This window comes from Geobacter psychrophilus (assembly GCF_056821595.1).
Map to the genome: position 1 here is coordinate 4,240,998 of NZ_JBXDTU010000004.1, position 18,842 is coordinate 4,259,839.

The 18,842-nt window shown below is 52.7% G+C and carries 17 protein-coding genes and 1 pseudogene; 8 read left to right on the forward strand and 10 right to left on the reverse strand.

Features of this window, described 5'->3' with window-relative positions; all coding sequences use genetic code 11:
• Nucleotides 1-51: 51 nt before the first annotated feature.
• Genes ACOCF6_RS22245 through ACOCF6_RS22255 form a run of 3 tightly spaced genes read right to left on the reverse strand, consistent with a single transcriptional unit; the run spans nucleotide 52 to nucleotide 3,869 of the window.
• A complete protein-coding gene (locus ACOCF6_RS22245; RefSeq protein ID WP_482462519.1) occupies nucleotides 52-2,028 on the reverse strand; it encodes a TraB/GumN family protein in 1,977 nt (658 codons plus the stop codon).
• Nucleotides 2,029-2,030: 2 nt separating this feature from the next.
• Entirely contained in the window at nucleotides 2,031-2,849 is an 819-nt protein-coding gene (locus tag ACOCF6_RS22250; RefSeq protein WP_482463420.1) for an AAA family ATPase, read from the reverse strand.
• A gap of 48 nt (nucleotides 2,850-2,897) precedes the next feature.
• Nucleotides 2,898-3,869 carry an HD-GYP domain-containing protein gene (locus ACOCF6_RS22255; RefSeq protein WP_482462520.1) on the reverse strand — a complete coding sequence of 324 codons (972 nt, stop codon included), beginning with the start codon at nucleotides 3,867-3,869 and terminating at the stop codon, nucleotides 2,898-2,900.
• Nucleotides 3,870-4,057: 188 nt separating this feature from the next.
• On the opposite strand from ACOCF6_RS22255, the gene ACOCF6_RS22260 reads away from it, so the two are divergent.
• From ACOCF6_RS22260 to ACOCF6_RS22270, 3 genes are all read left to right on the forward strand, one after another.
• Nucleotides 4,058-4,414 carry a hypothetical protein gene (locus ACOCF6_RS22260; protein ID WP_482462521.1) on the forward strand — a complete coding sequence of 119 codons (357 nt, stop codon included), beginning with the start codon at nucleotides 4,058-4,060 and terminating at the stop codon, nucleotides 4,412-4,414.
• A gap of 153 nt (nucleotides 4,415-4,567) precedes the next feature.
• Nucleotides 4,568-5,098, forward strand: coding sequence for a hypothetical protein (locus ACOCF6_RS22265; protein ID WP_482462522.1), 531 nt, complete (start codon nucleotides 4,568-4,570; stop codon nucleotides 5,096-5,098).
• A 206-nt stretch (nucleotides 5,099-5,304) separates the two neighbouring features.
• Nucleotides 5,305-5,775: a helix-turn-helix transcriptional regulator gene (locus ACOCF6_RS22270; protein WP_482462523.1), complete on the forward strand. Its 471-nt coding sequence runs from the start codon at nucleotides 5,305-5,307 to the stop codon at nucleotides 5,773-5,775.
• A 22-nt stretch (nucleotides 5,776-5,797) separates the two neighbouring features.
• On the opposite strand, the gene ACOCF6_RS22275 is transcribed toward ACOCF6_RS22270, so the two are convergent.
• The 6 genes from ACOCF6_RS22275 to lepB all read right to left on the reverse strand — a co-directional run bounded on the left by ACOCF6_RS22275 (nucleotide 5,798) and on the right by lepB (nucleotide 11,812).
• On the reverse strand, nucleotides 5,798-7,606 hold the full coding sequence (locus ACOCF6_RS22275) for a DUF4388 domain-containing protein (RefSeq protein WP_482462524.1): 1,809 nt from the start codon (nucleotides 7,604-7,606) through the stop codon (nucleotides 5,798-5,800).
• 27 nt (nucleotides 7,607-7,633) lie between these two features.
• Nucleotides 7,634-8,383 (reverse strand): 23S rRNA (guanosine(2251)-2'-O)-methyltransferase RlmB, encoded by a 750-nt coding sequence (rlmB, locus tag ACOCF6_RS22280; RefSeq protein WP_482462525.1) that lies wholly within the window; start codon nucleotides 8,381-8,383, stop codon nucleotides 7,634-7,636.
• A complete protein-coding gene (pyrF, locus tag ACOCF6_RS22285) occupies nucleotides 8,380-9,102 on the reverse strand; it encodes an orotidine-5'-phosphate decarboxylase (protein ID WP_482462526.1) in 723 nt (240 codons plus the stop codon). Before pyrF ends, rlmB begins: the two co-directional genes overlap by 4 nt.
• A 647-nt stretch (nucleotides 9,103-9,749) precedes the next feature.
• Nucleotides 9,750-10,295, reverse strand: coding sequence for a pentapeptide repeat-containing protein (locus ACOCF6_RS22290; RefSeq protein ID WP_482462527.1), 546 nt, complete (start codon nucleotides 10,293-10,295; stop codon nucleotides 9,750-9,752).
• 66 nt (nucleotides 10,296-10,361) lie between these two features.
• Nucleotides 10,362-11,153 carry a hypothetical protein gene (locus ACOCF6_RS22295; protein WP_482462528.1) on the reverse strand — a complete coding sequence of 264 codons (792 nt, stop codon included), beginning with the start codon at nucleotides 11,151-11,153 and terminating at the stop codon, nucleotides 10,362-10,364.
• A 134-nt stretch (nucleotides 11,154-11,287) separates the two neighbouring features.
• A complete protein-coding gene (gene lepB / locus ACOCF6_RS22300) occupies nucleotides 11,288-11,812 on the reverse strand; it encodes a signal peptidase I (protein ID WP_482462529.1) in 525 nt (174 codons plus the stop codon).
• A gap of 208 nt (nucleotides 11,813-12,020) precedes the next feature.
• Here lepB and istA point away from each other — a divergent pair.
• The 5 genes and pseudogenes from istA to rbr all read left to right on the forward strand — a co-directional run.
• Nucleotides 12,021-13,538, forward strand: a pseudogene (gene istA, locus ACOCF6_RS22305) (IS21 family transposase); the annotation flags it as partial.
• A 16-nt stretch (nucleotides 13,539-13,554) separates the two neighbouring features.
• A complete protein-coding gene (istB, locus tag ACOCF6_RS22310) occupies nucleotides 13,555-14,283 on the forward strand; it encodes an IS21-like element helper ATPase IstB (RefSeq protein ID WP_482458387.1) in 729 nt (242 codons plus the stop codon).
• 86 nt (nucleotides 14,284-14,369) lie between these two features.
• Nucleotides 14,370-14,807 (forward strand): Fur family transcriptional regulator, encoded by a 438-nt coding sequence (locus tag ACOCF6_RS22315; protein WP_482458388.1) that lies wholly within the window; start codon nucleotides 14,370-14,372, stop codon nucleotides 14,805-14,807.
• Between the two features lie 41 nt (nucleotides 14,808-14,848).
• The gene (gene katG, locus ACOCF6_RS22320; protein WP_482458389.1) at nucleotides 14,849-17,044 is read left to right on the forward strand and encodes a catalase/peroxidase HPI; all 2,196 of its coding nucleotides are present in this window, start codon (nucleotides 14,849-14,851) and stop codon (nucleotides 17,042-17,044) included.
• Nucleotides 17,045-17,141: 97 nt separating this feature from the next.
• The gene (gene rbr / locus ACOCF6_RS22325; RefSeq protein WP_482458390.1) at nucleotides 17,142-17,678 is read left to right on the forward strand and encodes a rubrerythrin; all 537 of its coding nucleotides are present in this window, start codon (nucleotides 17,142-17,144) and stop codon (nucleotides 17,676-17,678) included.
• A 650-nt stretch (nucleotides 17,679-18,328) separates the two neighbouring features.
• Here the strand turns inward: rbr and ACOCF6_RS22330 are convergent.
• Nucleotides 18,329-18,775, reverse strand: coding sequence for a hypothetical protein (locus ACOCF6_RS22330; protein ID WP_482462530.1), 447 nt, complete (start codon nucleotides 18,773-18,775; stop codon nucleotides 18,329-18,331).
• Between the last annotated feature and the right edge of the window lie 67 nt (nucleotides 18,776-18,842).

Consider the following 18,842-nt stretch of genomic DNA (forward strand, 5'->3'; position numbering starts at 1 on the left):
ACACGTCAGTTTGTCACGACCGATCTTCCCGGATGAAACTTCCCTCCAGGTTCACCAGATATAATCCCGTGCAATATCCCGTTTATCCTTGCCTGAGAGGATGTGCAGTATCCGCAGCTGCTTGAGCTTGTGGGGAGAAAGCGATCCGAGCGGGATGTAGACGATCTTGCGGTCACGGCGGGCGGCCATCTGTTTGAAGATGCTGCGGGGCGGCCGGGCGGCCGCATACACCACATGTTTCTCGATGGAGTAGTCCAGGGCTGCCATCAGCAGCACCTCACCCCGGTTTGCCGCCATCCTGTAATCAGGGTCATGCCAGACATCCATCATGCGCCGCGGCGGGTAGGCCAGCATGAATCCGCCGTACTCGCAGCGGCAGATCCCCGGCCCGACGATGTTTTCAGCCGGATCGGTGGCATAAAAGGCCATATCCGACTCCTGCTCGTGTTCTCCCAGCCAGGTCATGCAATAGGGATAGCGCTCACGTTTGCGATCCTCATCAAAGATCACCACCAGACATCCCACCCCACCCTTGGCACGCTGCTGTTCCCGGACGTAAATCGACCCTTCATGGATATTGCGCAGTGTTTCGCGCATGTCAATTCCGTCCAGGAGCGAACTGCTGAACCTCTCCGTACGGGTCAGCTCCTCGGAGAGCTGCAGGCACCCTTTGCGCTTGAGGAATCGGCCGTACTCCTCCACGGCAATATCCTCTGCCGGATAGGAGCAGATCGAGGGATCGTCAAAGCCCTCCAGCCACTCGCCAGGCCGGGCCTCACGCTTGCGCCCCAGCAGCCCCAGCTTTGAGAGCCCCTTGCTGCGCTTCTGGCGCGGTCGGAAGCGGATGCGGCGGCTGTTGCCCCAGATCTCTTCCGGAGAGATGCTGATCGTGGCCAGATCGCTGGTCTCCGTCTGCCAGGGGTAGCAGGTGGCCAGACGACAAAAGGCATAGGCGAAGTTGTCGTCGATACAGCCGCGTGCCGCTGCCAGAAGCTGGAAGAGGTCCGGCAGCAGCATGTCCCCCTGCAGGGCGTAGTTGCGGGCGAAGCGGAAAAAGGCCCGCTTCTGCCAGAGATGCAGGCTCTCGCCGGTTTCCTGGCGGTAATGGCGGGCCGCCTCGCTGAAGAGCCGGTAGATCAGGCGCTGGCGGTCCGGAAAGGTACCTTCGCGACCGAGGTGACGCGCAGAGCGGCGGATGGCGTTCTCCATGAGCTGTTCTTCGGACAGCTGCTGTTTGCCGCCGTTGATCAGCTCCAGGGCGTGAAAACGCTTGCGCAGCCCGTTGCCGCTCTCTTCCGGCTCCTCGGGCAGCGGGCCGCGCCGCACCTCGTAGACTGCAGACAAAAATGGAAACTCGGCCAGAATCTCGCGGCAGGAATCAGGATGCAGATTGAATACATTGACGCCCTCACGCCGGACCCGCTCAAGGGGTGCAGCCTGCGGCAAGGCATACAGTCCCTTGATCGAATCCAGATGAGCCATGCCGCAGACGAACAGGATCTTCTTGAATTGGCGGGATAATCCTTGCAGGCGGTATGCCATGCCCTGCTCGCGCCGCTGGTCCTCTTGGCAGGCGGCCTGTCTGGAGCCGGCTGCTCTGTATGCGCGGAAATACGCCTCCAGGCCGATGCGACAGATACTGTAGGAATCGGGGAACTGCTCACGGTGACTAGGGTAGCCGTCCGTATCCACATCGATAAAATGCAGGGGAATTCCCTGCTCCAGAGCCTGACGGGCCGCCTCCACCAGGGGATCGGCCGGCTCCACCAGCAGATAGACCGTTCCTGCCGCTTCCAGTCCGGCCTTTTTCCCACTGACAGCCTGGTAGCTGATCACCGAGATCTGCGGCAAACGGCGCAGCGCCCTCAGAAAAGGCGCCTCCAGAGTGGGGGGCAGCTCGATGGCTACGGCATCGGGGTGGACGTGAGAAAAGGCCATGCGCACCAGCTGGGCGAACTCCATACGGTAATGGAGCACCGGCAGGGCATGCACCGCACCGAATCGTTCAAGATACAGGCGTTTGGGCATGGTCAGTCCAGGTACGACAGGGCTTCATTCCCCAGGATCCGCGTCACGGCCAGGCGCAACAGATCCCGGGGCTGTGAACTGCCGGCTGCGGCCATCTTGAGGGCGTACCGGGCGATGTTGATGCCGTCCCGGACGGAATAGAGCTCATCCGCAGCATGGGCGCGCTGGAGAAACGTTACCACGTACGTAAGGATGTCGCTTTCGGCAAAGGGAAGGTTTTCCCGGAGAATGACCAGCTCCTCGTCGGCCTCTGGGAAATCGATGTAGATCTGGGGCTGCAGGCGGGAATGGATGTATTCCGGGATCTCGAAGGTGGAGGAGTCCTCGTTCATGGTGACGACGATGCGGAACTCCCGCTGGGCCGGGATGCGCAGGCCGGTAATGATCGACTCCACATAGCGGCGGTCATCCAGAAGCGGCGCCAGAGAGGCCCAGGCCTTCTCGCTCATGCGGCTGCCTTCATCCAAGATCAGCACCCCGCCGACCAGCATGGCCGAGACCAGCGACGAGGCGGCGTACTGGATCCGGCCATCCGGCCCGATGGTCGGTGTGATGATCAGATCCTCGGGGCGGGTGTCCATGGTGGCCTGATACAGGTAGACCGGCCGCTCCAGGCGTTTGGCTGCGGCATAGGCCAGGGTCGTTTTCCCGACCCCCGGTTTGCCGATCAGTCGCGGGTTGAAGGGAATGTCCCGCTCATCGATGACCATCCAGGCCGCCAGCAGCTGCGTCAGCAGCTCTTCCTGGCCGACCCACTGCAGATTGAGCTCCACCGGCCTGGCCAGGGAAAGAGTGATACCGTCAAGGGTAATCTGATTCATCATCAATAGCTCCATATGCTGTACTGCAAGGTGAGTTCGTTTGATATATTACAAGATGAATTGCTGAACGTCTTCGGTGCAGACAAGATTTTCGAGGGTATCCAGCAGATGCGGGGCAAACAGGGCTTTCATCTGATTGCGCATCAGCTGCAGGGCAATATGGGCAGGCATGGTATTGTTGCCGTGATTGTCAGTCGTAAGGGTGCAATAGACATCGGCAACCCCGGTAATCTGGGCACTGCGCGGAATGTCCCTGCTCTCCAGTCCCAGGGGATAGCCGCTGCCGTTGCAGCGCTCATGGTGGAGCCGCACGATCGAAAGCGAAACCGGAGAAAGCGCCCCCTTGTCCCGCAGAAACTCATAGCCCTGTTCAGGGTGGCGTTTCAGAATCTCAATTTCAGCCTCGTTCAGTTTTCCGTTCTTATTGAGGATCTCCTGCGGGACAAAGGTCTTGCCGAAGTCATGAAGAATCGCTCCGGTTCCGACATCCAGCATCTCGTCACGGGACAAGGAATAGGCCTCGGAGTGCATCAGCAGCGTCAGGGAGGTCACCTGCAACGAATGTACAAAGGTGTGATAGTTGTGCGACATAACCGTTTCCAGGGAGCTGATCGCGTCCGGATTGATTGAGAGATACAGCATCAGGTTTTCTATGAGACGCTTGGTGCGCTTCAGGTCAGTGGTTTTATCCGGATTGTTGAAAATATCATCCACATAGTTAATAGATGTCTGGTAGATCATCTTCCCCTTGGCCCTAGCATTCAGGATATCGCTGTTGAGCAGCCGCTCGGCGCTTGCCTCCATATAGCTGGTGATGACATCCATGTCATCCTTGGACACAAAAACAAACTCGACCCCATGTTTGGAAAGACGCTCATGGTCATGATCGCTGAAATCCCGGCCATGGTTCTTGTAGAGCACATAGTTGCCGCCGGTTCTGATATACAGGGCAACATCGGGAAAGATAACCGGCTCGATACTTTCCAGACTGATCGGGACAAAGGTTTCTTTGGCTTCCATTTAGCTAAACTCCGTAGTAACTGGTTGTTTTTAGTTCACCACTATCTTCAGTCTACACCATACCACTGCATAATCAACGTTGTTGATCCTCTGGTTCCAATAAAGAATAAGAGATTTCACATGTTATACAGAAAGAACACTTGTTATTTGATCGCCATATGATTAGCCTGCATTCTATGTCAGCTAATATGAAAACCTTGTCTCCATTAAAGCGTTACCATCTCGTCACCCTCGGCATCCTGCTGATCGGTTTTGGCAGTGCCGCAGCCATCTATCTGACGGCTGACGACATTCCTGACAACCCTTTTGCTGAATTTGAGCAGTCAAAGCGTTTTTCGTACGAGGTACAGAGAATGGGCGGAAAAATGGCATTAGTTGCCAATGATGCCAGTGCCTGGCTGTCTTCTTTGTGGCATGGTCAACAACTCGCCTACACGGTTGCTGTCATAACAATTTTACTTGCCGCGGTATACTATATTGTTGCCGGCGGTGTTAATACAACAGATCAATCAGACAGGGCGCATGACGACGATATTTTACGATAACAATCGGCAACATTCCATCCTAGAGACATACCAATCAGAATTACACGCAATCTGATCTCTTTGGAGCCTTGCAAAGACTCATCTTGCTGCTATAAAGTTACGATAAAGAGGGCTCGTTGCAGACCACTGGGTATCTATTCACGAGGAGTGATCATGTCGGTTCTTATTGAGGCTCATTCGATTATTGTTCGATGCGAAACAATTCAGCGCAAGTATCCGGGTGGTTGGGAGCAATTCGTCACCGATGTACCGAACCGGACCTTGTGTTCGGATGGCGAGATTGCCAGGGTTGCTTTTATGTCGCCGTCAGATGCAGACGCGTACATCAGCCATCTGGTGAGTTGCGGCCTGCAGTTCTGTGGCAATGGTCCGGCAGCAGACATAGCCACGGCGTTTCAACTGAGCGGCCTGAAAACACCCTGCGACTGGCTGGAGTCCGGTCGGATTCACCTGGATTTCAATGGCGCGTCCGTAGCCAGTTGCAGATTGCTGGATGGGCATTGCCTGCAACTTGCGACCCCGGCCTGTTGGAAGTACGAAGGCTCCCTCAGTCAAACCTACGGGTTTTTTTCAGCCGGGACGGACAATATGGGAATTACATTCCTGCGACATGCGGATGGGGTGGACGTGTACTACGATAGTCTTGCAGAAAAGGAGGTTTTTGTCGGCCGGACGGGTGAATAAAATTGATGCACACCACAACAGCCCGATACGGATTGACTCAAATTGATACATGCTGTATATACGGCGTGAGGGAATCACTTCAGTCACCATCGGGGTCTTGCCGATGACGGCAGCGCAGCATGCCTTCGAAGCACCGACACCCTAAGACACCTGATGTCTCAGCATGACGCAGCATGATACAAATAAACAGCACCTGGAGTATTCGTATGCCACCCAAGAACACCCCTGACCGCACGCAGAAAAAAAACAATCAGAAAATCAGTGACAGCAATATTATGGACAATGCTCCACTGTTTGCCGGGCTCGATGATTTTGTATTGATTCAGGCAGAGAAAAAGGAAACGAAAACAGCGCCGGCGGGTAAGAAAAAAGAAAAGAAAAGCCCGCTAAAAAAGGCAGCAAAGACAAAAAAATCAAAATCAACGGAATCCAAGTCGCAACCTGTCACGAAGGCCCCCAAAAAGGCTGTGGCGCTTGACCCGGACGCCGTACTGTTGTCCGTTGCCGAGACGTGCGTACTGCTTAAAATCTCCCGGGCGACCCTGATCAGGATGGACAAATCCGGTCTGCTCCCCGGCCGGATCAAGATGGGTGGATCGGTACGGTTTCACCGTGAAACCGTCGTAAACTGGCTGCAAAGCCTGATTTCGACACACCCTGCTGCTTCTGCTCCCTGACCCCCCTTACAAAAACCTGCCTTCAGTCCAATCTAGCCGGGTGTGTGTTCTCGGTTTCACCCAGCATGGATTTCAATTTCTGACGATATGCCGACACACTGATCTGGGCAGTTGTGTACTGTGCCAGTGCATCAAGATAATGAAGAGAAGGAGATGAAGCGAGTTTCGATCCGAAATCAGCGTAGATGAATGCTACGACACTGTTTGCGCGGATAAAGGGGAACAGCAGCACTTCCGGGCTGTCCGGCCTGCCGATCAGCCGGTACAGCTGATGCGGCCACGTCGAATCGCTATGGAAGCCGTAATACAGCTCACCGGTTTTAACAATATCTTCAAAAATCTCCTGATCATCAAGCGGCACACTCAGGTTGGAAAGCGCTACCACTCCCTCACCTTTCGCCCCCTTGACCCCGAAAGACTGCTCCGCTACAAGTTCGGTTTCTGTCACCAAAAAAACAACGGCACGTTCAAACACTTCGATCAGGTAGGTAAGCGTGGCAACCGTGATCTCCGTGCGGGTCCTGCAGCTGCGCAGCGTGGTGATGCAGGTGAAAAAACGCTGGTCATCGCTGTTGCGGTACTCCGCAGACAGGGTGCGAAGAAAAGCCCCGAAACCGGAGCAGAACTCAAGGGCCTGCTGGGCGGCTGATTCTTTTGAACATTCCTTGCAGGGGCGCGGAATAATCGAGCGGATTCCCAGGCTGAGTGCCTGCAGGGCCTGCGTGTGCCAGAACCGGGAACAGGCTGCCAGTACGACCGAGGCCTGCGGGTACTGCTGCAGTTCCCGGCAGATCCTGATGGTATCCTGCTCGCCATCCGCATGGGGGACATCAAGAATTATAACCAGATGGAGCGTCTGACACATCAGCAGCCTGATGTTGATATCCAGCGAGACGATGTTATCGGTCGAAACCACATACACAGCCTCCTGGTAACAGATCGACCGGACCATTGTCGACAGCAGCTGTGACTGTGTAATCACAATCACCGCAATGTTCGGGGGCGCCGTCAAAACCGCCTCTTGCGGTGCGGAACCCGCCAGCAGCGATAACAGCTGTCGTTTCTGCTCTTTGGCTGCCGTCGGGAACTCTTCAATTATCAGCTTCTTGACCGCATCCACCTCGCGGTAGCTTTGATCACTGCTGCGCTGGATCATGTTCCGCTGTTCTTCCAGCAGATGCTGAAGTACTGAAGGACCATCGTCCTGAGCGCGTCCATCCGATGAAATAACCGGCGCCTTGCTGCCGGGCTGTTCCGCATCCAGGTCCAGGTTGTTGACGCCGGCAATGCTCAGGATCTCATCCATGGAACCATCCCGCACCTTTTCATCAAAGATGCGCAACGATTCCATCAGGATCCCCTGGGCGTTCAGCAGGATTCTCTGGGGGAATTTTGTGCGGGAAAAATGGTAGCCGCCGGCATGGCCGTTACTGGCAATATCCAGGGTAAAGTGCCCCTCTTTCCAGGTCAGCACCTCAACCACCGTCATCTCGATCAATGCTTCGATGCCGTTATAGGCCGCGGTTTCGTCAACCATGTTCTGTTCGAGCAGGGTGATGACAAGCGGCTTGCGGTCATCACCGGCACTCTCCTGGATAGCCAGTGCCTGGGCCAGCTGATCCTCTGTGATGGCGCCGGCACTGACCAGGACCTGCCCGACCCGCACCCGGCTATTGAGGAAATTGGCGCTGACCAGGTCCCCGTCATGAAACACCAGCTGGCTCTCCCCTTTTTCGCTGGAGAGCCGCAGTACGCCCGATTTCCGGGAGCCGTGCAGCAGCTGGATGACATCGATTATGGGAAAATGCTCCAGATCGCCTTTAAGTGACATGGATCCCTTTCTTCACCAGATACTTCATCAAGGTTTTGGTGCTCCCCGCAAACCGCGGGCCACTTCGAACAGCGCAATGCCGCCGGCCACCGAGGCATTCAGCGAACCGACGCCGCCATACTGGGGGATGGACATGACCACGTCACTCTGTTTGCGCACCAGCGGGCGGATCCCCTCCCCTTCGCTGCCGATCACCAGCACAACGTTGCCGGAAAAGTCCAGGCCATAAACCGATTGTTTGGCTTCGCCGGCCAGGGCATAGATCCAGTAGCCGGATTTCTTGAGGGTTTCGAGGGTTTGGGCAATATTGGTAACCATGGCAACCGGGATCGTCTCCGCGGCGCCGGCCGAGGCCTTTTCAGCTGCAGCGGTGATGGCGCAGGCACGGTCCTTGGGGATGATGACGCCATTGGCCCCGGCACAGGCCGCCGAGCGGATCAGGGCCCCCAGGTTGTGCGGATCCAGGATGCCGTCCAGCACCAGCAGGAAGCCTGGCGCACCGGATTGGGCAACCGCTGCCAGCAGGTCATCGAGCTCGGCATAGCGGAACGGTTCGACCTCCAGGGCAATCCCCTGGTGATGGGACGAGGCACACATCTTGGTCAGATCGTTTTTATCGCGGCGATGTACCGCCACACCGCGATCTTCAGCCAGCTTGATGATCTTTTCCACGCGGTGGTCGGTAGCGCTGATCTGCACATACAGATTGAAGGCCCCCCGGGTACCCTGCAGGGATTCCTTGACCGGATTAACGCCGAATATCAGTTCACCCTTCATAGGCACCCTCCCACGATCTCATCGGCAATCATATCGGCTGCAGCGGCGGGATCAGAGGCCTTGGCAATCGGTCTTCCGATCACCAGGTAATCGGCCCCGGCACGTACCGCTTCGGCCGGGGTCATGATGCGCTTCTGGTCGTCGGCCGATGCAAAGGTCGGACGCACACCGGGGGTGACGATCAGGAAGTCCGGTCCGCAGGCCGCGCGGATCATCTCTATTTCCAGGGGCGAGGCCACGACGCCATCCATGCCGGCATCCTGGGCCAGTTTGGCCAGACGTACGACCATATCCTGCACCGGATGTTCGATACCGACACCCCGCAGGGTTTCAGCGGTGGATGAGGTCAGGATCGTCACCGCCAGCAGGCGCGGACGGGCATCACCGAACTCCTTGCGAACGGCCGTGGCGGCGGTTTCCATCATTTCGCCGCCACCCAGGGCGTGCAGGTTGGTCAGCTGCACACCGAGCCGGGCCGCTTCCAGCATGGCCTTGGCCACGGTGTTGGGGATGTCGTGGTATTTCAGGTCGAGGAAGACCTGTCCGCCATGGCGCTGCACGGTCTTGACCGCCTCGGGACCGCAGGAGGTAAACAGCTCCTTGCCGACCTTGAACATGCCGACCTTTCCGGCCAGCATTCCGGCATAGCGGTCTATCTCGGCCAGCCCGTTCACATCCAGGGCGAAAATGATTTTGTTTCTGGCTTCATCGCGTGTCATTTGATTCCTTTCTATTCAAACCATCCTGGTATCGTGGTGAGGTCTTTGACATCCGTAGAGGCATAACGCCCTCTCTCGCTCTCTTGTTTAGCATGCTGGTAAAGATACAGTCAAACCCAAATAGGGTAAACAGAACCACACCGCTCCACGGCGATCACTGTGATACAGCATGACACCTCGTGACACCGAATTTCCTGGCTGCCACAGGGGATTCGGAATCCGCTTCATCAGTTTTTCGTCCACCCAGGCATTCAACCTAAAAACGGCACGTAACCATAGATACATAGAATGAACACGGGATAAAACCTAAAGATTCTAACAAATAGTCCTTCACCTTTTTGGTTTACAATCTGTTGCTTTTAATTATCTGATTTATCTGTGTTTATCCAATTCATCCCAGTTTCAAATGCTTGTTATAGGTTCATATCTTGATACATCAATGTACCAGAATCATTCTGATAAGTCGCTTGAATTGCTATAAGTTCCTCCCCCTTCAAGGGGGAGGTTAGGAGGGGGATGAGGATTGTCTATTATCTGAAAGAGCTCGAATCAAGCAGGGTCTGAGGGGGGATATGCCAGGGAATGGGCGTAAGGGTCGGGAATCAATTCGACTTAGGGTTTTCCTCCACCTGTTATTTCTGGAGGATTCATTCCGGTTTTGTGCCGATTTTAACGCATTCCCCGATGGAACCTTTTGCACAGATACTTTTGTCAATCCAGATGGCGCCATCAAGAACAGCCTTATCAAGTTTCGCGGCGGTCAGGGCCGACTGGTAGAAGCTTGCCATTTTCAGGTTTGCTCCGGTCATGTCAACCCGTTCAAGGTTAGATCCCATCATGTTGGCGCGCTCGAGATTGGCGCCTCTCATATCTGCGCCTTGCAGGCTACAATCACTCAGGTCCAATCCGACAAGGTTGAGTCCGCTCAGATTTCTGCCGGCAAGGTTGCGTGTGGTCCTCAAAATTTCAGCGATCTGTTTGAAGGACAGCTTTTCGCCTGGTTTCGGTTCATACAAGGTTGCTTTTTTTGTGTCAGGCAGGGGTGTTGCCAAAGCATCGGGAGTTGTAACTACAGTCCCCAGATCAGGGTTGGCGTAGCCCTCCTGGGCCAGGGTTGGCGATGGTGTTGGAAATGCACCAAAACTCGCCAGAAACAGACATGTTTTAAAGAATACTCCCCATTTTATTGTCATGTAATGCCTCCTTTTGGGTAACCAACGGGGCTGAGGCACCAGCGGCTTGACCGCTGTTGCCGATGGTTAGATGACATCACAAGGGCTCGTGGGTAAGTTGCCGCCATAACGTACCATCGGAGATGACATCAGTTTGCCAAGTTTTCGAGCAATTACGCCAAGTCCAGCATCATCAATTACTTTCAGTGAAGATAGATCAATCTCCTCTACCACTGTCGGCCATAATTTTATAAGCTCACTTGACGAAAATATTTCATCGATAAATTTAAAGCCTGTTACCCGCACTGCTATCACATGCAACAGTAAGGGGCCAACAAGGAAGCTTATTGTCTGCGTATTTCTTTGAATGTCAGGCGGCAAAGTTGGGTCTGGGCCAAGTATTGATAATGATAATGTGCCTGAATGGCGGAGGTAGGCAGCCTTAGTTTCTGAAGAGTGAACACCCAGGAAGACACTAAAATATTCAGGAATCTCATGATCCGTGTAGACCCGGTACCTATCAACGCTTGGCGTAAGTGCAGTGTGTCCTTCTGCATGCTCGCCAACTATTGACTTCACTGTTGCCCAAAGTGATAGGTCATTTATTTCTTCTTTGTTTAATACGTAGCTTTTACCAGTGATCACCGCTGCAATTATCGGTTTTACCTTCGTTTCAAGGTAGCTCATCCATCCATTGTTGCAACCCTTACAGACGACTCTTATCTTTTTAGTTATGACTTTCCCTTGCCTTTCGGTTCTTTTTTGTAGCTGTAACGGAGTCTTTGCTTCGCTTTCATGAAGTTCCGATATGTAACGATCTGCAGGACCATTTGGGAAATGCTTACTCAGCCACTCTGGCCAAAAATGTTCCTTAGACATCTCTCCTTTCTTGCCGCAAAATATGCATGTCCGTGGTTTTTTCATTTTTGGCATCACTTGATACTGTTGTTATGAATATAACGTCGTGGTGGCGCACCAGCGCGTCAGAGTCTGTGTGCCGCCGCCTGGTTGATCTACAGGACTTTGTTGCCAATTCTGTCCCAGCGAATAGCACTCTTTTCTCGGTCCCATGACCAATAAATATTTTTCACTGTACCTTTCACTTTGTCTTTTGGCACAAAGCCCCAGAAGCGGCTATCGTAGCTTCTATCACGGTTATCTCCCATTGTGAAATATGATCCAGGAGGAACTACTTTAGGCTCAAGGTTATCTCTAGGATTGACTGTTGCCGGTATTGTGTTGGATTCTTTGTGAGCAATATAAGGCTCTTGCAATTGTTTGCCGTTTACAAAAAGGTTCTTGTCCTTAATTTCAATAGTATCCCCTTCTATTGCTACAACTCGTTTAACAAAATCCTTTGTAGGATCTTCAGGGTATTCAAATACAATTATTTCGCCTTGTTTTGGATTTTTGGCTGATTTGCTTTTATCTACTAGGATGTGATCACCTATCAGCAGTGTAGGTTCCATACTACCAGCAGGGATTTTGAATGCCTGAAATATGTAGGTCCTTACAATCAATGAAGAGGAAACATTCAATGTGCGTATTCCGGATGAATCCGACCGCGATTCCGGCGGGATGCCGACCGCCGTTCCGATTTGATGCCGACCGGTATTCCGTTAGGAATCCGACCGCTGTTCCGGAGCAATCCGACCGGTTGTTTGTGATGTAGTCGCGAGGTAACTCAACAGGTATCCTTTCCTCATTCTATTTGAGGGGGAAACGATGCCACAAGAGAGAGTTACCATGCGAAAAATCCGAGAGATACTCCGTTTAGCCTGGTCATGTAACCAGAGTAGGCAATCAATTGCCACCGCTTGCTGTATCGGCAAGACGACCGTCACCGATACCCTCTGTAGAGCTTCAGCCGCCAATCTTTCCTGGCCCTTACCATTTGCCCTGGATGATGAGGGACTGGAGACACTTCTTTACCCAATCAATCCCGGTTCATCTCACCGTAAATGCATCCCGCCAGACTGGCATGCCCTGAACGCTGAATTTGTTACTCATAAAAACCTCACGCTCATGCTTCTATGGCAAGAGTACAAAGAGCAAAACCCTTCTGGCTATCAGTATTCCCAGTTCTGCGAACTGTTCCGCAAATGGAAGAAGAAACTCGACCTTTCCATGCGCCAGGAACACCGGGCAGGCGAAAAGATGTTCGTTGACTACTGCGGGCAAACTATACCGATTGTCGATGCATCAACCGGAGAGATTCGGGATGCCCAGGTATTTGTGGCGGTGATGGGTGCCAGCAACTACACCTACGCCGAGGCAACATGGTCACAGTCACTTCCTGACTGGACCGGGTCACACGCCAGAACATTTACCTTCCTTGGCTGTCTGCCAAAAACCATTGTTCCCGACAACTTGCTTTCTGCTGTTAGCAAAACCTGCCGTTACGAGCCTGACATAAATCCAACCTACGCTGCCATGGCCGCCCACTATGGTGTCGCTGTCATTCCAGCCCGTGTCAGAAAACCAAAAGACAAATCAAAAGCCGAAGTCGGGGTTCAGATCGTCCAGCGCTTCATCCTTGCCGGATTACGCAAACGAACCTTCTTCAGTCTGGCTGAGGCAAATGCCGCAATCAAAGAGCGCCTTGCTCTCCTAAACAATCGTCCCTTCAGGAAATTGCCGGGCACCCGCACGAGTAGTTTCCAAGAATTGGATCGGCCGGCAATGCTGCCGTTACCTGACAGCCATTATCAATATTCCCAGTTCAAGAAGGTTCGACTGAACATAAACTATCACTTTGAGCTGGACGATCACTTTTACAGCGCCCCTCACCGCCTTGTACGGGAACAACTGGAGATCCGCTATACCGAGACAACAGTCGAATGCTTCCATAAGGGAAACCGCGTGACATCCCATCCCAAGTCATCAGTAAAGGGAGGATATACGACCATCCCGGAGCATATGCCGAGGTCTCACCGGGTGTACGCTGAATGGACACCGGAGCGTTTGATCTCCTGGGCTGCCGGCACCGGCAAGGCTACAGCCCAGGTTGTGTCAGCCATTCTCTCAAGAAAACTGATTCCGGAGCATGGCTTCAATTCCTGTCTGGGCATAATTTCTCTGGGAAAACGCTTTAGCAAAGAGCGGTTGGAAGCTGCCTGCGAGCGGGCGCTGTACATCAAAGGCGTCAACTACAAAAGCATAAAGTCGATACTCGATAACAACCTGGACAAAAAACCATTACCCGCACAGCTACAATTACTTTCCGTTGCCCACGAGAATATCAGAGGCACGGACTACTACAATGATGAGAGGAAACCGCATGCTGACACAACCGACTATCGAGAAGTTGTACTCCATGAAGCTAGCCGCAATGGCTAAAGCCTTTGCAGACCAGATGCACTGCCCGGACATGGCACAGCTCACCTTCGAGGAGCGTTTCGGCCTGATCGTGGATTACCAGATGACTGATTTGGAGAACCGGCGAATGCAAAACCGGCTCAAAAATGCAAAACTCCGCCTTGCTGCCTCTATTGAGGACTTGGACTTCAGACAGGGGCGAGGCATGGATCGTTCAACCGTTATGTCACTTGCCGGAAACCAGTGGGTGAAGAGTCGTCACAACATACTTGTCACCGGCCCGACCGGAGCTGGCAAGAGCTATCTGGCCTGTGCACTGGCACAAAAGGCCTGCCGTGATGGCCACTCTGTTCTCTACCAGAGGATCCCGCGACTTCTTCAGGACATTGCGGTATCCAGGCATGACGGACGATACAGCAAACTCATTGCGCCAATAGTCAAGTGCGAGGTGCTGATCCTGGATGATTTCCTCATCTCTCCCATGACTCGGGAAGAACAACGGGAGCTTCTGGAGATCGTTGAGGACCGCTATGACCGGAAGGCGTGTGTCATTACCAGCCAGTTACCGGTAAAGGCTTGGCATGATGGTATGCAAGATCCTACTTTGGCTGATGCCATTCTGGATAGGCTGGTACACAACGCCTACAAGCTTGAACTGAAGGGTGAATCTATGAGAAGGAAAAAGCAATAATATGCCTGGAAAAAGTTGACGAAACCTTTTTTTGTGATAGTATCTTTATAAGAATTATTCTTAAATAGACTGGTAACAAACCCATTATGTCAGACACTGAAGAAAACCTCCTTATAAAGTTCAAGCGCACCTGCCGGGACGCAGGGATACGGTTCACGAATCAGCGCTTTGTAATATATCGTGAGTTAGCTTTGTCAACGGACCATCCAACTGCGGAAGCACTTTACCAGAGGCTACACGAAGCCTTTCCGTCAATGTCACTGGACACCGTCTACCGGACGCTTGCAACTTTTGAGCAGCATGGATTCGCAAAAAAAGTTGATACCGTTCACAGCCTTGCCCGGTTTGAGGTAGCCCGCTATCAACACCATCACCTGATTTGCAGAACATGCAGCAAGATAATTGATTTCATCTGGCAAGAGGTCGATACCGCTCCTCTACCCGAGAACATTGACGACTGGGGTCGGATTGATACCAGAAACGTCGTAATCTACGGTGTCTGTAAGGATTGTTTGAATGAGTAACTGTAACATTATGTTTCAACAACAGTGAAAGGAGAACGGAGATGAGTACAGACAGCAAATGCCCGGTCACGGGCAGAAGCAGCAAACAGGTTGCCGGAGGTGGCACCTCGAACCGGGACTGGTGGCCGAACCAGTTGAACCTCAGGATTCTTCATCAGAACTCCACAATGATTAACCCGATGGGCGAGGAGTTTAACTACACTGCAGAATTTAAAAAACTTGATCTGGAGGCGCTTAAAAAGGACCTCTATGCACTGATGACCGACTCGCAGGAGTGGTGGCCTGCTGATTACGGTCACTACGGGGGGCTTTTCATCCGTATGGCGTGGCACAGCGCAGGCACCTACCGCACCGGCGATGGCCGCGGCGGCGCATCCTCCGGTTCGCAGCGTTTTGCACCGCTCAACAGTTGGCCGGACAACGTCAACCTCGACAAGGCACGCCGTTTGCTTTGGCCGATCAAGCAGAAATATGGCAAAAAAATCTCTTGGGCTGACCTGATGATTCTGACCGGCAACTGTGCTCTGGAGTCGATGGGCTTTAAAACATTTGGCTTCGGTGGCGGACGTGAAGATGTCTGGGAGCCCGAAGAAGACATTTATTGGGGGTCAGAGGATACGTGGCTTGGAGACAAGCGCTACGCCAGTGACCGGAAACTCGAGACTCCTCTTGCCGCTGTACAAATGGGGCTGATCTATGTGAACCCGGAAGGGCCGAACGGCAACCCGGATCCGGTGGCATCGGGGCGTGACGTTCGAGAAACCTTTGCACGCATGGCCATGAACGACGAAGAGACAGTTGCACTTATCGCCGGAGGTCACACCTTTGGCAAGTGTCACGGTGCCGGACCTGCAACGCATGTGGGTCCTGAACCAGAAGGAGCCCCCATCGAAGAGCAGGGGCTCGGCTGGATCAGTAACTTTGGAAGCGGCAAAGGCGGCGATACTATCAGCAGCGGTATCGAGGGTGCCTGGAAGCCGAACCCTATCAAGTGGGACATGGGCTATCTGAATGTGCTGTTCAAATACGAGTGGGAACTGGTCAAGAGTCCAGCCGGCGCGAACCAGTGGCTGGCCAAGGACGTGGCCGATGAGGATATGGTAGATGACGCACACGACCCCTCAAAGAAGCACCGGCCGATGATGACCACAGCAGATCTCTCGCTTCGCTTTGACCCGATCTATGAACCGATTGCGCGGAACTACCAGCAGAACCCTGATCAATTCGCGGATGCCTTCGCCAGGGCGTGGTTCAAACTGACCCACCGCGACATGGGCCCCCGCTCGCGCTACCTCGGCCCGGAGGTTCCGGCGGAGGAACTGATCTGGCAAGACCCTGTTCCCGCTGCCACTCACAATTTGATTGATGAGCGGGATATTGCCAACCTCAAGGGCAAAGTTCTCGCTTCGGGACTGTCCATTTATCAACTGGTATCGACGGCCTGGGCATCAGCATCCACGTTCCGCGGCTCCGACAAGCGTGGCGGGGCGAACGGAGCGCGTTTGCGCCTCGCTCCGCAGAAGGACTGGGAAGTCAATCAACCCGCCCAACTGGGAACAGTGCTGCAGATCCTCGAAGGAATCCAGAATGTGTTCAACAATGAGCAGTCAGGCGGGAAGATGGTTTCACTCGCCGACCTGATTGTTCTTGGGGGATGCGCAGGCGTCGAGCAAGCGGCGAAGAATGCCGGCTACGCTGTGACCGTTCCTTTTGCGCCGGGGCGCACGGATGCACTTCAGGAGCAAACCGACATAGAGTCGTTTGCCGTACTCGAGCCGACTGCAGATGGATTCCGTAACTACCTCAAAACCAAATATGCCGTATCGGCAGAGGAACTGTTGATTGATCGGGCACAATTGCTGACGCTGACTGCTCCAGAGATGACGGTACTCATTGGCGGTTTGCGCGTATTAAATACCAATTTCGGACAGTCCCGACACGGACTTTTCACCAAGCAACCAGAAACGCTCAATAATGACTTCTTCGTGAATCTGCTTGATATGGGCACCACGTGGAAGGCGGCTTCGGATGCCGACGACCTGTTCGAGGGACGTGATCGCGCAACTGGTGAACTCAAATGGACCGGCACCCGTGTTGACCTCATCTTTGGTTCAAACTCCCAACTCAGGGCTTTGGCAGAAGTTTATGGATGTCAGGACTCTCAGGAAAAGTTCCTGAACGATTTTGTGGCAGCTTGGGACAAAGTAATGAACCTTGACCGTTTCGACCTTGTCTGATCGCACATAAGCGTCTCAAGGGGTTTGTTGGCACTCAAGAATACTTCAACCTGATCATGCGCGCCATGAAGGAATAAAATTACCGGAGGAATACCACATGCCAGAAATCAAAGGAACCAAAACAGAGAAAAATCTTATGGAGGCTTTTGCCGGGGAATCACAGGCTCGAAACAAGTATACGTACTTTGCTTCAGTAGCCAAAAAGGAAGGGTATGAAAAAATTGCGGAATATTTTTTAGAAACTGCTGATAATGAGAAAGAGCACGCCAAACTGCACTTTAAATACCTTAACGGTATTGGCTCAACAATAGACAACTTGAAAGCAGCGGCAGCGGGAGAATTTGAGGAACATACAGAAATGTATCCGCGCATGGCCAAGGAAGCCAAGGAAGAGGGCTTTAACGACATTTCCTATGTTTTTGAGGCTATCGGCAAGATCGAAAAAGCGCACAAGGAGCGCTACCTCAAACTGCTGGAAGAGGTTGAAACCGGAGAATTCTTCGTGAAGGGTGAAACTGCCAGATGGAAATGCCGCAACTGCGGTCACATTCATGAAAGCAAGGAAGCGTTAAAAATGTGCCCAGTCTGCAAGCATCCGCAGGCATATTTTGAGCTGATTGAAGATCACTATTAATGCTCATGAAGCGATATGGTTTGACATGGTTGAATCAAATATGATTTGGTGCAAAGAGATGTGGTTATTTTGAGAAAGAGCTCCCCTCTGGATAGTGGGGAGCTCACATAAATTGTGACAAAACAATAAACGCCTCGCGATATTACTACCAACTTGTCGGCATCAGTGGTTCGCTGGTCGGCATCAGACCGGAACACCGGTCGGCATCACGTCAGTTTCTTTGGTCGGATTCACCGGAATACGCACAATGTAACCACCAGCAAGTAGATTCCAATATAAGAGTATATTTTATTATATTTCTTGGGTAGATATTGATGATGTGATTTTGCTATTTTAAAAGCATCGATGAATACATATACGTAATAGACCGTCCCTAGCAACGCATAAGCAATAAAAAATGGCCGAATAAACCTACCATGAAGACACAGGATCATGCTTGGTAGTAGCAATACCGGGAGGAAGTAAATTATTAGTGCCTTCCTGATTTCACCATTGTAAATATGACCGAGTCCCGGTTGGATTATACTTAACAATCCAGCGATCCAAGGTTTTCTTGGTTTGTTATCCATTTTTGCTCCTTTAGTTCAACATCGTGGGCGGTGAGCGGGTCTCACCGCTCCACCGACCTGGTTGTACGTCTGCAGTGTTTACTAACTGGCGGCGACCTTTTCATACTTCACGCCTAACTCATTGCAGAACGCCTTCACTTGGTCTTCTGTTACCTCTGGAGATACAGAGATTGGATCAAATGGCGCGTCAAACCATTCCAATAGCTGCCTTCCCCTCTGCGATACGGCAATATGTGTTGCAATTTCTGGCTCGGCATGGCAAGCAGCCAAGTCCTGAAGTATTTTCAGACTATTCTTAGTTATTGGAAGATATTGTCCGTACGCAAACTCTATGCGTGGTATCCGGTCTGGATTTGGCAGCGCGTATTCATGGAAAAAGCTCTGCAGTGCTTCGTCTGAATGCCCATCTCCGAGACAAAGGATAGATCCCTCAGGCACGACCTGTAGCAGTGCGCCGAAAAAGGCAACAAAATCCTTCGGTCGATAAACCTTCCAATGAGGGCCGTCTAGCAGAAGTTTTACGTTCATTTTTTCCTTCCGTACAACGGTTTGGCAGAACAGCAGCGGTTTTTGGCCGCTGCATCTGTCTGGTTGA

Excerpts from the sequence above, each read along its gene's own strand:
- ACOCF6_RS22245 (WP_482462519.1), bottom strand. The coding sequence starts at position 2,028 with ATGCCCAAACGCCTGTATCTTGAACGATTCGGTGCGGTGCATGCCCTG.
- ACOCF6_RS22250 (WP_482463420.1), bottom strand. The coding sequence starts at position 2,849 with ATGAATCAGATTACCCTTGACGGTATCACTCTTTCCCTGGCCAGGCCG.
- ACOCF6_RS22255 (WP_482462520.1), bottom strand. The coding sequence starts at position 3,869 with ATGGAAGCCAAAGAAACCTTTGTCCCGATCAGTCTGGAAAGTATCGAG.
- ACOCF6_RS22260 (WP_482462521.1), top strand. The coding sequence starts at position 4,058 with ATGAAAACCTTGTCTCCATTAAAGCGTTACCATCTCGTCACCCTCGGC.
- ACOCF6_RS22265 (WP_482462522.1), top strand. The coding sequence starts at position 4,568 with ATGTCGGTTCTTATTGAGGCTCATTCGATTATTGTTCGATGCGAAACA.
- ACOCF6_RS22270 (WP_482462523.1), top strand. The coding sequence starts at position 5,305 with ATGCCACCCAAGAACACCCCTGACCGCACGCAGAAAAAAAACAATCAG.
- ACOCF6_RS22275 (WP_482462524.1), bottom strand. The coding sequence starts at position 7,606 with ATGTCACTTAAAGGCGATCTGGAGCATTTTCCCATAATCGATGTCATC.
- rlmB (WP_482462525.1), bottom strand. The coding sequence starts at position 8,383 with ATGAAGGGTGAACTGATATTCGGCGTTAATCCGGTCAAGGAATCCCTG.
- pyrF (WP_482462526.1), bottom strand. The coding sequence starts at position 9,102 with ATGACACGCGATGAAGCCAGAAACAAAATCATTTTCGCCCTGGATGTG.
- ACOCF6_RS22290 (WP_482462527.1), bottom strand. The coding sequence starts at position 10,295 with ATGACAATAAAATGGGGAGTATTCTTTAAAACATGTCTGTTTCTGGCG.
- ACOCF6_RS22295 (WP_482462528.1), bottom strand. The coding sequence starts at position 11,153 with ATGTCTAAGGAACATTTTTGGCCAGAGTGGCTGAGTAAGCATTTCCCA.
- istB (WP_482458387.1), top strand. The coding sequence starts at position 13,555 with ATGCTGACACAACCGACTATCGAGAAGTTGTACTCCATGAAGCTAGCC.
- ACOCF6_RS22315 (WP_482458388.1), top strand. The coding sequence starts at position 14,370 with ATGTCAGACACTGAAGAAAACCTCCTTATAAAGTTCAAGCGCACCTGC.
- katG (WP_482458389.1), top strand. The coding sequence starts at position 14,849 with ATGAGTACAGACAGCAAATGCCCGGTCACGGGCAGAAGCAGCAAACAG.
- rbr (WP_482458390.1), top strand. The coding sequence starts at position 17,142 with ATGCCAGAAATCAAAGGAACCAAAACAGAGAAAAATCTTATGGAGGCT.
- ACOCF6_RS22330 (WP_482462530.1), bottom strand. The coding sequence starts at position 18,775 with ATGAACGTAAAACTTCTGCTAGACGGCCCTCATTGGAAGGTTTATCGA.